Below are 13647 nucleotides of genomic sequence, written 5' to 3'. Positions count from 1 at the left end.
GATGTGAGGACCTTCGCACCGGCATGCGCTCGTTCAGGCGCGATGGGCGTCGATCACCCGGTGTTCTGCAGACCGGCCGCGACGCCGCTGACCGAGAGCAGCAGCAGGCGCTTCTGCTCGTCGTCGGCTCCGGATCCGGTCGCCTCACCGGGGTCGCGCAGGGCGCGCAGTGCGCGCAGCTGCAGCAGCGACAGCGCGTCGACGTACGGCGTGCGCAACTGCACCGCGCGCTGCAGGATCGGCTTGTTCTCGAGCAGCCCGACGCCACCGGTGAGGCGGATGACCCATTCGCGGGTGAGCGCGAGCTCGTCCAGCACGAGCTGGGCGAGATCGTCGCGGTCACCGAGTGCGAGGTACTGGCGGGCGATGCGCTCGTCGGTCTTCGCGAGGCTCATGGCGACGTTGTCGATCATGGTGCGCAGCAGCGGCCAATCGCGGTAGGCCTCGATGAGTCGTGCCTCGTCGCCGACGGCGGCGAGAGCCGTGCCGAGGCCGAACCAACCGGCCAGGTTGATGCGGGCCTGGGTCCAGGCGAACACCCACGGGATGGCACGCAGGTCTTCGAGCGACTCGACCGACAGCCCTCGCCTGGCGGGACGCGAGCCCAGGGCGAGCAGACCGATCTCCTCCAGAGGAGTCACCGTGGCGAACCAGGGAGCGAAGCCCTCGGCCTTCACGAGCGAGAAGAACCGCTCGCGTGACGAGGCGTCCATGACGGCGGCGATGTCGGAGAAACGCGCCGCGGCGTCGCTCGTGTGCTTCTCGACGCTCGGCGAGGACGCGAGCAGGGTCGCCGCGGCGACCTGGTCGATGTGCCGCATGGCGATGGCAGGCTCGCCGTAACGGGCGAAGATGACCTCGCCCTGCTCGGTCAGCTTGAAGCGCCCGTCGACCGAGTGCGGCGGCTGCGCGAGGATCGCCGAGTTGGCCGGTCCGCCGCCGCGTCCGAGGGCGCCGCCGCGTCCGTGGAACAGCGTCAGCTCGATGTCCGACTCCTGTGCCCACTGCGCGATCTTCTCCTGCGCCTCGTACAGCGCGAGGTTGGCGGCGACCGGGCCGACGTCCTTCGACGAGTCCGAGTAGCCGAGCATGACCTCTAGTCGGTTCCCGGTCGCTGCGAGGCGAGCCTGGAACTCGGGGAAGGTCACCGCCTCGGCGAGGATGCCGGGAGCCGCCTGGAGGTCGGCGAAGGTCTCGAACAGGGGCACGACGTCGAGCACGGGCGCATCGTCGCCGAGCGCATGCGCCGCGAGCCTGTGGACGTTCGCGAGGTCGGAAGCGGCCTGCGTGAACGACACGACGTAACGACCGGCGGCACGGAGTCCGCGGTCGCGCTGGATCTCGGCGATCGCGCGGAAGACCTCGAGCACCTCTTCGGTCTGCGTGCTGATCGCCTCGCCGCTCTCGAGCTCTGCGAGGGCCTTCGCGTGCACCTGCGAGTGCTGGCGCACCTCGAGCTCGGTGAGGTGGAAGCCGTACGTCTCCACCTGCCAGATCAGGTGCTGCACGCCTCCGAAGGCGTGGCGCTTCGCACCCGCATCCGACAGCGACGACTGCACCACGCGAAGGTCTTCGAGCAGCTCCTCCGGGCGGGCATACCCCTCCTCGTCGCCGTGCCTGGTGGCAGCGACGCGATGTGCCAGGGCGAGCAGCACCCGTCGGTGGGGCTCGCCGGGGGAGCGGGCGGCCAGTTCGTGCGCGACCCGCGGCTCGGCGGCCGCGAACGAATCCCAGAGCGCCGAGACGGCGTCACTCGGGGGAGTGTCCTCGGCGCTCAGGGTGAGCGTGCGGCCGATGCGCTCGAGAGCGCGCTCGAGACCGCGCAGCACATGGTCGGAAGCGATCTGCGACGCCTCTCGGGTCACGGATGCCGTCACGAACGGGTTGCCGTCGCGATCGCCGCCGACCCAGGAGCCGATGCGGACGAAGGCCGGGACGACCGGTGCACTCGAGCCGGAGTCGTCACCGCGCAGTGCGTCGTCGATGCGGCGATACACGTGCGGCACGGTGGTGAAGAGCGTCTCGTCGAACACGCCCATGACCGTGCGCACCTCGTCGGTCGGCGACGGCTTCTCGGCTCGCAGCGGTGCCGTGCGCCAGAGGGTGTCGATCTCCTCCAGCATCCGACGCCGGGCGCGGTGCTCCTCGGACCCGCCCTCGCTCGCCGCGTCGTGCTGCGTGAGCAGATCGGAGAGGCGGCGGATGCTCGACGACACTGCGCGACGGCGCGCTTCGGTCGGGTGGGCGGTGAACACCGGGTGGAAGCGCAGGCCCTCGAGACGACGGCGAGCCTCGTCGTCGCCGACCTCGGTCTTCAGGCGCGCGTACGCGGTGGCGACCGTGTCTGCCGCATCCTCGCGACCGGGCTGGCCGGCGCGCTCGCGCAGAACCCGCACGCGCTGGTGCTCCTCGGCGAGATTGACGAGGTGGAAGTAGCAGGTGAACGCGCGGGCGACCTCGTCGGCGCGTGCGATCGTGAACGACTCGGCGATCGCCGCAGCGCGGTCGAAGGCGTCGGACGTCTCCTCGTCATAGGCCTGGATCGTCGCCAGTCGCAGTCGCTCCACGTCCTCGAAGAGGTCGTCACCACCCGACTCGCGCAGAACCTGGCCGAGAAGGGCGCCGAGCATTCTCACATCGGTGCGCATGGCATCAGGAATGCCGCGGCCTGCTTCGAAACGGCCGATGATGCGGATGGCCGAGGTGTCAGTGGGCTCGGGGAAGGCGTGTTCGGGGGTCACCGTTCGAGAGTATCCCGGCTCGGGGCCGTGCTCTGAACGCATGACGATGTGAGACGCGCGAGACAGCCGCAACTACCATGGGGGCGATGCGCATCTCCGCGAACCCCCTCCGTGGTCAGCAGTTCCCCGCTGTCCTCCTGCTCGTCGCGGCAGGACTGGGAATCCTGCTGGCGAACCTCCCTTCGCACGATGCGCTCGCCGCAGTCCTCGACTTCCATATCGCGATCCCCGGCACCGTCCTCGACCTCTCGGTCGAGCACTGGGTGTCCGACGGGCTGCTCGCGGTGTTCTTCCTCGTCGTGGCGATCGAGCTGCGGCATGAGCTGACCCACGGTGAGCTCGACTCGCCGAGCAAGGCCGTGCAGCCGGCCATCGCCGCCGCTGGTGGTGTGCTGGTGCCGATCGCGGTCTATCTCCTCATCGCGGGCGACTCGGCGACCGCGACCGGTTGGCCCATCCCGACCGCGACCGACATCGCCTTCGCGCTCGGCGTCCTCGCCATGTTCGGCCGGGGGCTTCCGTCGAACGTCCGGGTGTTCCTGCTCGCGCTGGCGATCCTCGACGACATCATCGGCATCATCTTCATCGCCGTGCTGTTCGCGCACGATGTGCAGTGGCTCTTCCTCGCGCTCGCCGTCGCCGCCGTCGTCGCCTTCTGGCTGCTCAGCAGGCTGCTGCATGCCAAGGGGCATCCGGCGGTCGCCGTCGCGATGGTCGTGGTCGGCATCGTCGCCTGGGGCCTGGTGGCGTCCTCGGGGATCCATGCCACGATCGCGGGCGTGATGCTCGGGCTCGTGATGTCGCCCGTTCCCGCCGCACGCACCCGACACGCTCTCGAGCCGACGGTGAACGGCGCGATCCTGCCGATCTTCGCGTTCGTCGCCGCCTTCGTGGTGATCCCCGCGCTCTCGCCGACAGAACTGTCGCCCGCCTTCTGGGGAATCGCCGTCGCACTGCCCGTCGGCAAGATCATCGGCATCTCCCTGTTCGGGTGGCTGGCGATGCGGATCCGCCCCCGGGGCGCGGCGCCCGCCCTGCCGTTCGCCGACATCGTCGCCGCCGGCGCACTCGGCGGAATCGGCTTCACCGTCTCGCTGTTGCTGGCGAACCTCGCCTTCGCGACCGATGCCGGCATCCGCGACCAGGCGATCCTGGGCGTGCTCGTCGGCTCGCTCGTGGCGCTCGTGCTGTCGGGGATCATCGTCTCGCTGCGTGCACGCGCGTACCGACGCCAGGGCGTCGTGACATCGTGATCACGAGACAGAGACGAAGAAAGCAGGCACGGTGATGTCCGAGGAAGGGCCAGCGAGCGCAGAGTCGCACCGCGACCCGCTGCGCGCCGCCGCCGAGACGATGCGCGAGGTGCGAGAGCGCTGCGTCTGGTCGCAGCAGATCACCCACCGCGACCTCGTGCCGTACCTCATCGAGGAGTCGCACGAGGTGATCGACGCCGTCGAGAACGGCACGAGAGACGATCTGCGCGAAGAACTCGGCGACCTGCTCTGGCAGGTGCTGTTCCACTCCGCGATAGCTGCGCAGGATGCGGACGACCCGTTCGACATCGACGATGTGGCCGCCACGCTGACCGAGAAGATGGTGCGGCGGCATCCTCATGTCTTCGCCGGAGAGGTCGCGACGACGCCCGAAGAGGTCCTCGTGCACTGGAACGCCGCGAAGGCGGCGGAGAAGCGCACGAGACGGAGCGTTCTCGACGGGATCCCGCGCGGGATGCCGGCGCTCGCCCTGGCGCAGAAGATCGTCGGTCGGGCGGCGGGGGCCGGTGTCGTCGCCGGGGCGGATGCGGCGTCAGGTGACGCGAGGCCGTCCTCGGAGACCGAGCTGGGCGACGCTCTGCTCGCTCTCGTCGCGGTCGCCCGTGCCGAGGGCTGGGATGCGGAACGGGCACTGCGAGAACGGCTCAGAGCGGTCGAGGCCGAGGTCCGCGAGGCGGAATCGGGGGCCTGAGGCCGCGGGCCGCCCCGCCGACCTGGAAAGATGGAGGCGTGGCTACTGTGAACCCGCCGCGCGGAATGCGCGACATCCTCCCCGCCGACAAGGCCCGCCGCGAGCGCGTCCTCGCCGTCATCCGCGATCGATACCGCTCGCATGGCTTCGACGAGATCGAGACCCCCGCGCTCGAGGAGTACTCGCGACTGCACGCCGGCATCGGCGGAGACAACGAGAAGCTCGCATACAACGTGCTGCGACGCGGCCTCGACGCCGAGGCGATCCGTGACGCCGCCGGCGATCAGAGCGCCTTGGCAGACCTGGGTCTGCGCTACGACCTCACGGTTCCCCTCGCGCGCTTCTATGGGAGCAACCGCGGGCAGCTCCCCGGTGTGTTCCGCGCCATCCAGATCGGGCCGGTCTGGCGCGCCGAGCGCCCCCAGAAGGGCCGCTACCGCCAGTTCGTGCAGTGCGACATCGACATCATCGGCGACGACTCCTCGCGCGCAGAGGCCGAGCTCATGGTCGCCTCGCTCGACGCGGTCGACGCGCTGGGCCTCGAAGGAGCGACCGTTCGCATCAATGATCGGCGTGCGCTCGACTGGATGCTCGACAGCTTCGGCTTCACCGGCGACGAGCGCCCCGGCGTTCTGATCACGATCGACAAGCTCGACAAGATCGGTCCGGACGGCGTCGCCGCCGAACTGCGCGAGCGCGGCTCGGCAGCAGCGGCAGTCGACGCGTTCGAGGCGTTCCTCCTTCGCCCGCAGACCATGGAGTACAACCCGTTCGGTGAGCGACAGATCCGCAAGGCGCTCCCCGAGAACGCTCCGGAGGAGATCGTCGGACACCTCGTCGGCATCGGCGAGGCCGTCGCCGCGGGGCGAGGCGCGACCGACATCCCGCTGGTCTTCGACCCGTTCCTCGTGCGCGGCATGGGCTACTACACCGGCACGATCTTCGAGCTCGCGCATCCGTCTGTGTCGTACTCGCTCGGCGGCGGCGGCCGCTATGACGGCATGATCGGGCGGTTCCTCGGTCAGCAGGTCCCGGCCGTGGGCTTCTCCCTCGGCTTCGAGAGGCTCGTCGATCTCGTGACGGCGGGAGCGGATGCCGGCGAACGCGCCGTCGTGCTCATCCACGACGCCGACGTGCCGGTCGCCGAGCTCGTCACGCACAAGGCGGGGCTCGTGGCATCCGGGGCCAGGGTCAGGCTCGAGCGGCGCACGAAGAACGTGAAGGCACTGCTCGAGCGCTCGGCCGCCGACGGATACACCGAGTTCGCGACCGTCTCGGCGGGCGCCGCCGAGCTGGAGCTCAAGCCGCTGGCCTGAGGCGCGGCTCTTCCTTCGCATTCCGGGCACGGCGTTCGAACTCTGGGTCCGTCTGCAGGAAGACCGCACGGGATGCAGGGGCAGACCGCTGGTTTCGTCCTGCGGACGTGCCCCGGTCCTGCAGACGGACACTGCGGATGCCGTTCACTCGGCGTTCACGCGGGTCGGATCGAATCAGGGCATGAGCCGACAGTACTTCGTCGCCTTCGCCGCGATCGGTGCCGCGTCGGTCTCGGCCGCCGTCGCCATCCGGTTCGTGCTCACGCGTCAGGCGGCGATCGCGCGTCGGCGCATCGGCAAACCGCTCGGCGAGCAGTCGATCGATGCTGATCGCGTCTGGCGCCGTGCGCTCGACGGCGATCCTGTGCAGCTTCTCGTGCTGGGCGACTCGGTGGCGGCGGGTCTCGGCGCCGACCGCCGCAAGGAGACGCTCGGCGGACGGCTCGCGAAAGGAATGGCACGGCGGATGCGGCGGCCCGTGCGCCTGCGCACTGCCGCGGTCGTCGGTGCGGAGTCGCCCGATCTCGCCGCTCAGCTCGCGGGTCTGCCCGATGGCTACGCACCGCACGTGGCAGTGATCGTGGTCGGAGGCAATGACGTCACCCACCGACTCCCGATCGCCGTCTCCACACAGCACTTACGCGACACGATCGTGCACCTGCGCCGCCAGGGCACCGAGGTCGTGGTCGGCACATGCCCCGACCTCGGCGCGCTGCGCCCCGTGCCACAGCCGCTGCGGAGGCTGATCTCGAGCGTGTCGCGCAGGCTGGCCGAAGCGCAGGCCGAGACCGCACGCTCGGCCGGGGCGCGGCCCGTCGATCTCCGCCGAGCCGTGGGCCCGATGTTCTTCGACGATCCCGATGCCATGTTCAGCCTGGATCGCTTCCATCCGAGCCCGCTCGGCTACCGGCGCACGGCCGAGGTGCTGCTCCCGGCCGCGTGCCTCGCGGCAGAGGCGGCTCTCAGCTCGCGTCGTCAGACGGTGCCGCGCTGAACGACGCGGCCCAGTCGGCGACGCGACGCGCGCTCTCGTCGTCCGAGAGGTCTTCGACGCGGGTCATCACCGACCACCTCACGCCGAAGGGGTCGCGGATGCTCGCGAATCGGTCGCCCGAGACGAAGGCAGACGGCGCTTCGCGCACGGTCGCTCCCGCGGCGACCGCCCGCTCGACCACGGCGTCGACGTCCGAGACGTAGAGGCCCATCGAGTAGCAGTCGTCGTCACCCGACGGCGCGGGAACCAGGTGATACTCGGGGCTCGGTTCGCCCAGCTGCAGGCGACCGAGGCCGAAGTCGAGATCGGCGTGGGCGACGACGCCCCCGAACTCCGTGACGTCGACGACGCGGGCGCCGAAGACGTCTCGGTAGAAGTCGATCGCCTCTCTGGCTCCGGCGATCGCGAGGAACGGAGTGAGCGAGGTCGCGCTGTGCGGGCGGCCGTCGGTGGTGTGTTCGCCGGTCACGCCGGTCGTGTTCTCGGTGGTCATGCGTTCACGGTACGGAGCCCTCGGGGTGTGCGCTTGAACATCGACGACAGACTGCGGAGCGCGTCCTCTGCGCGTGGCGCGAGGGTCGTAGGGTCGAAGACATGGATGTCGAATACCTCGGACCGACGGTGTCCGCGATGTGGCTGACCGTGGCGATCCTCGCCGGCGGGTTCGCCCGAACGCGGAACAGGTCTGCGCTCGCATGGTTCGTGCTGACCGTGTTCCTCGGGCCGATCGCGGCGTTCCTGCTCGTGGTGTGGCCGTCTGCCGACCCGGTCCCGGCGCCGGCCCCGCGTGTCGCGGGGCCTCCCACAGCTCGCCCGAGCGACGAATAGCGACAAATAGAGATGCGTCCGACGCGTGGAGTGCTCTACCCGGCCCGGCTGCCCGAGTTCCATCGGCTGCCGCCCGCGGCGGGCGCGCGGGATCTCGCCGTGTGGTTCTGGATCCCGGAGTGGTCGATAGAGCCCGGCCGGTCATCGCGGCAGGAGATCGTCGGCTACCCGGCGCTCAATCTCGTGGTCGAGCAGGGCGCGGTCACTCTGTCGGGCGCGACGACGCGGGCGTCGCATCGCGACCTGCGCGGAACCAGCTGGGCGGTCGGCGCGCTGTTGCGGCCAGCGGCTGTGGCAGCGCTCGTCGACGACCCGGCTGCGCTCGTCGACACCGAGACGATCATCGACGCGCCTGACCTGGCGGATGCGATCGGTGCCGCCATGAGCACAGGGGAGGGGCGCCGCGAACGCGCCGTCGCGGTCTTCTCCGACTGGCTCGTGCGCCGGGTCGGGGCTGTCGACGAATCCGCACGGCACGCGAACGCGCTCGTCGACGTGCTCATGGGTGATGATGCCGCCGGCAGCGTCGAAGAGGCGGCGATGCGTCTGGCCGTCTCGGTGCGCACACTGCAGCGGATGGCCCACCGACACGTGGGCGTCTCACCGGCGGCGATGATCCGCCGGCGTCGCCTTCAGGAGGCCGCCGAGCGGCTGCGCCTCGATCCGGGGATCGAGCTGTCGGGCCTTGCGGCAGACCTCGGATACGCCGATCACGCGCACCTCACACGTGACTTCCGCAGCATCCTCGGCATGGCCCCTCGCACGTATCGCGCAGGATCGTCCGAGCAGTCCCCGGACGAGAATGCGCGCATGTGATCACCGCGACAGTCTGAGGCGAGTCATCCGATAGAGCACTCCGACGAGCACGACCGCGGTTCCGATCGCCGAGGCCACGACGGGCAGCGTGTTCACGAGCAGCAGGCAGCCCAGAGCTCCGATGACCTGCAACGCGCGGGGATAGCGGCGAGCAGCCGCCTGCTGTCGGAACGCCGCGGCATTCGCGATGAGGTAGTACAGCAGCACCCCGAACGAGGAGAACCCGATCGCGTCGCGAAGGTCGGCGATGACCACGATCCCGACGATGATCAGCGCGATCGTGATCTCGGCACGACGCGGCACCTGCCAGCGCTCGTCGACCTTCGCGAGGAACCGCGGCAGGTCCTGCTCGCGGGCCATGGCCAGGGTCGTCCGCCCGATGCCGGTGAGCAGCGCGAGCAGAGCGCCGAGCGAGGCCGCCGCCGCCGCGATGCGGATGACCGGGGTGAGAGCCTGCCACCCGGTGGCCGCTGCGACGTCGGACAGAGGCGTCGTGCTCGTCGCCGCGTCGCCACCGAGGACGAGGACGACCGTGATCGCGACGAGCGTGTAGACGACGACCGCACCGCCCAGCGCGAGGGCGATGGCGCGCGGGATCGTCCGGGCAGGGTCGACGACCTCCTCGCCCATGGTCGCGATGCGCGCGTACCCTGCGAACGCGAAGAAGAGCAGTCCTGCGCCCTGCAGCACGCCGTACGCGCTGGCATCGGGAAGAGGGGCGGGGGTCGCCGTAGACGATCCGCCGAGTCCGGTCGCGACGACGAGCGCGAGCCCCAGCAGGGAGCACGCGACGAGCACCCGGGTGACGAGCGCGGTTCGCGTGACGCCGAAGCAGTTGACGGCTGCGAGCGCGACGACTGCTGCCACGGCCACCGGCACCTGCCAGCCCTCGGGCGCCGCGTAGGCGGCGAAGGTCATGGCCATCGCGGCGCAGCTCGCGATCTTGCCGATCACGAAGCTCCAGCCGGCCACGAAACCCCACCACGGACCGATCTCTGCTCTGGCGTACGCATAGGTGCCGCCGGCAACGGGGTGCGCTGCGGCGAGCTGCGCCGACGCGGTGGCGTTGCAGTAGGCGACGATCGCGGCGATCCCCAGGGCGATCAGGATGCCGCTGCCGGCGACGCCCATCGCGGGCGCCCACACCGAGAACACGCCCGCACCGATCATCGAGCCGAGTCCGATGGCGACGGCGTCGCCGAGTCTCAGGCGGCGTGCGAGGGGCATCCCGTCATCGTGTCATGCGAGGGTGAATTCGCGGTGACTTCCTCGCTGCTCAGCCGCGAGCCGCGGTCACGCGCTTCTTCTCGCGGATGTAGACCTCGCGTCGCACTTTCGCGACGACATCGCCGTCGCGGTCGGTGATCACGGTCTCGAACCACTCGAGCACCTTCGTGCCGCCGTGCGCGCGCTCGCGGATCTCCTCGACCCGCTCCCTGCTGACCTCGAACTCGGCTGTGAGGATCCCGCGGCCGGGCTTGAGGAACTCGATCTCGCCGCGGGTGTCCCACACCACGTAGTCGCGTCCGAGCTGGTGCATCACGAGCATGAAGAAGTACGGGTCGGTCATCGCAGACATCGAGCCGCCGAACGCCGTCTTGACGTAGTTGCGTGTGAAGACGTTCACATGCAGCTCGACTGTCGCGTGGGTCCAGTCCTCGCTGAATCGGCGGATGCGGATGCCGCTGAAGAGATTGGGGATCCACAGGCTCATGCCGATGGCGAGGCGTCGGGGAGTGATGCGCATGAAGTCAGTGTGGATGATGCCGGGATCGCCACAAAGATCACTGGAGGGATCGAACAGTTGTTATAGTTTGTGTAGAACTAGTAGAAGAGAGGAGGCGGGATGCTGATCCGCATAGACCCCGACAGCGCTCGGCCGCTCTTCGATCAGGTGGCGGCGTCCGTCCGCGCCGACGTCCTCGCCGGCCGGCTCACGCCGGGCGACCGACTCCCCTCCGCCCGCGAGCTCGCGGATGCGCTCGAGATCAACCTGCATACGGTGCTCCGCGCCTACCAGCAGCTGCGAGACGAAGGGCTGATCGATCTGCGACGGGGCAGGGGAGCCGTCGTGTCCCCGACCGCCGCCCCACTCGCCGAGCTCTCCCACGACATCGCCGCCCTCGTGGCCCGTGCGGCGTCGCTCGGCCTCTCGCCCCCCACCCTGGCCGCCCTCATCAAGGAGACCGAAGCATGACCGCCGAGATCCGCCGAGCCCGCACCGCGTTCTGGTGGGTGGGGGTGATCGTCCCCGCGGCCCTGATCGCGCTCGCCGCAGTCGTCGTCGTCGCCTGGCTGCCCGAGATCCCCGATCCGGCGGCGGTCCACTGGGGCCTCGACGGGGTCGACGGCTTCGGGCCGCGGTGGACGCCGTTGGCGTTGCTCATCGGTCTGGGCGGCGGGACGATCGTGCTGTTCGCGATCATCGCCCTGTTCTCGCACAGACTGCCCGCGCACGGTGCATCGACGTCGAGTGCACCACCGCAGTGGTCGACGACCGCCCGTCTGCTCGGAGCCGCAAGCCTCGGCATCGCGGGCATGATGTCGATGCTCGCCGTCGTCTCGACCGCCGCTCAGCGCGGCCTTTCGGATGCGGCCGAGGCCGCCGACATCGCGCCGTGGGTCCCGGTCTTCTTCGTGGTCTCAGCCGGGCTGGCCGCCGCCGGGTGGTTCCTGCAGCCGAAGGTGCAGTTCGCGTCCGCAGCATCCGAGCCACCGGCTGAACCCCTGCCGCTCGCCGATCATGAACGCGCCGTATGGATGAAGACCGTCGGCATCGCCCGGAGCGGTCAGGTGGTCCTGGGGATCGGCGTCTTCCTCACGATCGCGATGAGCGTGCTGCTCCTTGCACGGGGCGTGGCTGCCGGATGGATCGTCGCGGTCATCGCGCTGATCCTCGTGATCCTCGTGGCGAGCGGTCTCTCGTTCCGGGTCCGCGCCAGCGCCGCGGGTCTCCGGGTGCGCTCGGCAGCGGGTTGGCCACGACTCGAGATCCCCGCCACGGAGATCGCGAGCACCCGGGCGGTTCAGGTCAACCCCTTCGCAGAGTTCGGAGGCTGGGGCTACCGCTTCGGCACGGACGGGCGGCGAGGATTCGTCCTGCGCACCGGAGAGGCCCTCGAAGTCACTCGCACCGACGGCCGCGTCTTCGTCGTCACCGTCGACGACGCGGCCACTGCGGCATCCGTCCTGGCCTCGGCCGCATCCCGATGACCACGCCCCTCGGCGAACCCGAACAGGGAGAGAACCCATGACTCGCATCCGAGCCGCAGCCATCATCGTCTTCGTCGCACTCGCGTGCGGACTCGCGTGGGTGGTCGCCCTCCCTCTCTGGCTGGGCGACGGACTCGCCGAGCCGAGCACCTGGTTCCTCCTGCCGGTGATGATGCTGACCCCCGCGATCGCCGCACTGGTGGTCACCTTCACGATGCGAATCCCGTCGAGGGGCGAGCGGGCGCGATTCCTCGGGCTGTGGCCGCTGCGTCCGGCGAAGCGGGTCGTCTGGCTGATGGTGGCCGGCTGGCTCGTACCGCCCCTTCTCGTCGCCCTCGGCATCGTGCTCGCGGCAGCGCTCGGGTTCGTGCAGCTCGACCTGACCTTCGCCGCGTTCTCCGCAGAGGTCGCGAAGGCGCTCCCCGCCGGTGCGCCGATGCCGCCGATCGAGGTCGTCGTGATCTCGCAGATCGTGATGATCCCCTTCGGCGCACTCCTCAACAGCGTGCTGGCGTTCGGCGAAGAGCTCGGATGGCGCGGATGGCTGGTGCCCGCGCTGCGTCCGCTCGGCACCTGGCCCACGCTGCTCCTCAGCGGAGCGATCTGGGGCGTCTGGCACAGCCCGCTGATCCTGCTGGGCTACAACTTCGGACGCACAGACATCACCGGTGTGCTCTTCATGATCGGTGGCTGCATGGCCTGGGGTGTTCTCCTGGGCTGGCTGCGCCTGCGCTCCGCCTCGGTCTGGCCGGCTGTGCTCGCCCATGGCTCCCTCAACGCCGCCGCCGGGCTGATCGTCATCTTCGCCGCATCGCAGCCCGATCTCGCGCTCGCCGGACCGCTCGGCCTCGCGGGGTGGATCGTCGCGGCAGCGGTCATCGCCGTCCTCGTCGTCACCGGGCAGTTCCGTGAACAGCCCGAGCTCGCCGACGGGCCCGGCCGACTGCTGTCCGCTCCGCGCGCGGATTAGCCTCCGCAACCCTCTTGACGCTCCCGAGGCGTCACGGTTTGCTGAGGGCATGGATTCCACTCCCGCAGCCTGGTCGAACGCCGATGCCTATCTCGCCGAGCTGCTCGTGGGTCACGATCCGCACCTCGAGTCGGCGCTGTCGGCCCAGCGCGACGCCGGTCTTCCCGAGATCGAGGTCGCGCCCGTCGGCGGCAAGATGCTCAACCTCGTCGCGCGCATCAGCGGCGCTCGCCGCGTGCTCGAGATCGGCACGCTCGGGGGCTATTCGACGATCTGGCTCGCTCGGGCCGTGGGGCCGGAAGGCCGCGTCGTCACGGTCGAGGCCGAAGCCGACAACGCCGCCGTCGCGCGGGCGAGCATCGATGCCGCCGGGGTCGGAGAGCGTGTCGACATCCGGATCGGCCGGGGTGCCGACGTGCTCCCGACGCTGGTCGGCGGCTTCGACCTGGTCTTCATCGATGCCGACAAGGAGTCGAACACCGTCTACCTCGACTGGGCGGCGAAGCTGGGGCATCCCGGAACCGTCATCGTGCTCGACAACATCGGACGGGAGGGCGAGATCGTCCGTGCGGACTCGACCGACTCCAAGGTCGTCGGCACCAGAGACGCGCTGCGGATGCTGGGGGAGGATCCCCGCTTCGACGCGACCGCCCTGCAGACGGTCGGCGCCAAGGGCTGGGACGGCTTCGCCCTCGCCGTCGTGGTGTGAGCCGCCGAGACGGACCCGGGAGGTCGAGCGCGGGCGGGCTAGACTGGGCGCGGATCGACGACGCTCCACACAACCTTTTCTCTGAGCAAGGAGCA

Annotated in this window: 14 protein-coding genes; 10 read left to right on the top strand and 4 right to left on the bottom strand. The window is 70.0% G+C overall.

What is annotated here, in order from left to right; all coding sequences use genetic code 11:
• Window positions 1-53: 53 nt before the first annotated feature.
• Window positions 54-2741: a phosphoenolpyruvate carboxylase gene (locus RU09_RS17425; protein ID WP_042542081.1), complete on the bottom strand. Its 2688-nt coding sequence runs from the start codon at window positions 2739-2741 to the stop codon at window positions 54-56.
• Window positions 2742-2827: 86 nt separating this feature from the next.
• Here RU09_RS17425 and RU09_RS17420 point away from each other — a divergent pair, with 86 nt between their 5' ends.
• The 4 genes from RU09_RS17420 to RU09_RS17405 all read left to right on the top strand — a co-directional run bounded on the left by RU09_RS17420 (window position 2828) and on the right by RU09_RS17405 (window position 7016).
• Window positions 2828-3994: a Na+/H+ antiporter NhaA gene (locus tag RU09_RS17420; protein WP_042542208.1), complete on the top strand. Its 1167-nt coding sequence runs from the start codon at window positions 2828-2830 to the stop codon at window positions 3992-3994.
• Window positions 3995-4028: 34 nt separating this feature from the next.
• Window positions 4029-4706 carry a MazG family protein gene (locus RU09_RS17415; protein WP_042542080.1) on the top strand — a complete coding sequence of 226 codons (678 nt, stop codon included), beginning with the start codon at window positions 4029-4031 and terminating at the stop codon, window positions 4704-4706.
• Between the two features lie 65 nt (window positions 4707-4771).
• The gene (locus RU09_RS17410) at window positions 4772-6022 is read left to right on the top strand and encodes a histidine--tRNA ligase (RefSeq protein WP_042542079.1); all 1251 of its coding nucleotides are present in this window, start codon (window positions 4772-4774) and stop codon (window positions 6020-6022) included.
• A 181-nt stretch (window positions 6023-6203) separates the two neighbouring features.
• Window positions 6204-7016 carry an SGNH/GDSL hydrolase family protein gene (locus RU09_RS17405; protein WP_042542078.1) on the top strand — a complete coding sequence of 271 codons (813 nt, stop codon included), beginning with the start codon at window positions 6204-6206 and terminating at the stop codon, window positions 7014-7016.
• On the opposite strand, the gene RU09_RS17400 is transcribed toward RU09_RS17405, so the two are convergent.
• Complete coding sequence (locus RU09_RS17400) at window positions 6985-7509, bottom strand: VOC family protein (RefSeq protein ID WP_042542077.1); 525 nt, start codon at window positions 7507-7509, stop codon at window positions 6985-6987. The two genes, RU09_RS17405 and RU09_RS17400, sit on opposite strands and share 32 nt — an antisense overlap.
• A 101-nt stretch (window positions 7510-7610) precedes the next feature.
• On the opposite strand from RU09_RS17400, the gene RU09_RS17395 reads away from it, so the two are divergent.
• Together RU09_RS17395 and RU09_RS17390 are read left to right on the top strand one after the other, a co-directional pair.
• Window positions 7611-7844 carry a hypothetical protein gene (locus RU09_RS17395; protein ID WP_042542076.1) on the top strand — a complete coding sequence of 78 codons (234 nt, stop codon included), beginning with the start codon at window positions 7611-7613 and terminating at the stop codon, window positions 7842-7844.
• A 12-nt stretch (window positions 7845-7856) separates the two neighbouring features.
• A complete protein-coding gene (locus tag RU09_RS17390) occupies window positions 7857-8660 on the top strand; it encodes an AraC family transcriptional regulator (protein WP_042542075.1) in 804 nt (267 codons plus the stop codon).
• Here the strand turns inward: RU09_RS17390 and RU09_RS17385 are convergent, their stop codons facing one another.
• Complete coding sequence (locus tag RU09_RS17385) at window positions 8661-9887, bottom strand: APC family permease (RefSeq protein ID WP_042542074.1); 1227 nt, start codon at window positions 9885-9887, stop codon at window positions 8661-8663.
• Between the two features lie 49 nt (window positions 9888-9936).
• Window positions 9937-10407, bottom strand: a complete 471-nt coding sequence (locus tag RU09_RS17380; RefSeq protein ID WP_042542073.1) for a PaaI family thioesterase — start codon at window positions 10405-10407, stop codon at window positions 9937-9939.
• Window positions 10408-10506: 99 nt separating this feature from the next.
• Between RU09_RS17380 and RU09_RS17375 the strand changes: the two genes are divergently transcribed.
• Genes RU09_RS17375 through RU09_RS17360 form a run of 4 tightly spaced genes read left to right on the top strand, consistent with a single transcriptional unit; the run spans window position 10507 to window position 13552 of the window.
• A complete protein-coding gene (locus RU09_RS17375) occupies window positions 10507-10857 on the top strand; it encodes a GntR family transcriptional regulator (RefSeq protein WP_042542072.1) in 351 nt (116 codons plus the stop codon).
• Complete coding sequence (locus tag RU09_RS17370) at window positions 10854-11873, top strand: DUF1648 domain-containing protein (RefSeq protein ID WP_042542071.1); 1020 nt, start codon at window positions 10854-10856, stop codon at window positions 11871-11873. The genes RU09_RS17375 and RU09_RS17370 overlap by 4 nt, the downstream gene beginning before the upstream one ends.
• Window positions 11874-11910: 37 nt before the next feature.
• Entirely contained in the window at window positions 11911-12843 is a 933-nt protein-coding gene (locus RU09_RS17365) for a CPBP family intramembrane glutamic endopeptidase (RefSeq protein ID WP_042542070.1), read from the top strand.
• A 49-nt stretch (window positions 12844-12892) separates the two neighbouring features.
• Window positions 12893-13552 (top strand): O-methyltransferase, encoded by a 660-nt coding sequence (locus tag RU09_RS17360; RefSeq protein WP_042542069.1) that lies wholly within the window; start codon window positions 12893-12895, stop codon window positions 13550-13552.
• The last annotated feature ends 95 nt before the right edge of the window (window positions 13553-13647 follow it).

This window comes from Microbacterium sp. MEJ108Y (assembly GCF_000834175.1).
Taxonomy (GTDB): domain Bacteria; phylum Actinomycetota; class Actinomycetes; order Actinomycetales; family Microbacteriaceae; genus Microbacterium; species Microbacterium forte.
Note: the sequence above shows the minus strand (reverse complement) of the source record. Positions and strands in the feature narration are given on the sequence as shown.

Coding starts and splice junctions, on each gene's coding strand:
- RU09_RS17420 (WP_042542208.1), top strand. CDS start 2,828: ATGCGCATCTCCGCGAACCCCCTCCGTGGTCAGCAGTTCCCCGCTGTC.
- RU09_RS17385 (WP_042542074.1), bottom strand. CDS start 9,887: ATGCCCCTCGCACGCCGCCTGAGACTCGGCGACGCCGTCGCCATCGGA.
- RU09_RS17400 (WP_042542077.1), bottom strand. CDS start 7,509: ATGACCACCGAGAACACGACCGGCGTGACCGGCGAACACACCACCGAC.
- RU09_RS17375 (WP_042542072.1), top strand. CDS start 10,507: ATGCTGATCCGCATAGACCCCGACAGCGCTCGGCCGCTCTTCGATCAG.
- RU09_RS17380 (WP_042542073.1), bottom strand. CDS start 10,407: ATGCGCATCACTCCCCGACGCCTCGCCATCGGCATGAGCCTGTGGATC.
- RU09_RS17410 (WP_042542079.1), top strand. CDS start 4,772: ATGCGCGACATCCTCCCCGCCGACAAGGCCCGCCGCGAGCGCGTCCTC.
- RU09_RS17365 (WP_042542070.1), top strand. CDS start 11,911: ATGACTCGCATCCGAGCCGCAGCCATCATCGTCTTCGTCGCACTCGCG.
- RU09_RS17415 (WP_042542080.1), top strand. CDS start 4,029: ATGTCCGAGGAAGGGCCAGCGAGCGCAGAGTCGCACCGCGACCCGCTG.
- RU09_RS17370 (WP_042542071.1), top strand. CDS start 10,854: ATGACCGCCGAGATCCGCCGAGCCCGCACCGCGTTCTGGTGGGTGGGG.
- RU09_RS17360 (WP_042542069.1), top strand. CDS start 12,893: ATGGATTCCACTCCCGCAGCCTGGTCGAACGCCGATGCCTATCTCGCC.
- RU09_RS17390 (WP_042542075.1), top strand. CDS start 7,857: ATGCGTCCGACGCGTGGAGTGCTCTACCCGGCCCGGCTGCCCGAGTTC.
- RU09_RS17395 (WP_042542076.1), top strand. CDS start 7,611: ATGGATGTCGAATACCTCGGACCGACGGTGTCCGCGATGTGGCTGACC.
- RU09_RS17405 (WP_042542078.1), top strand. CDS start 6,204: ATGAGCCGACAGTACTTCGTCGCCTTCGCCGCGATCGGTGCCGCGTCG.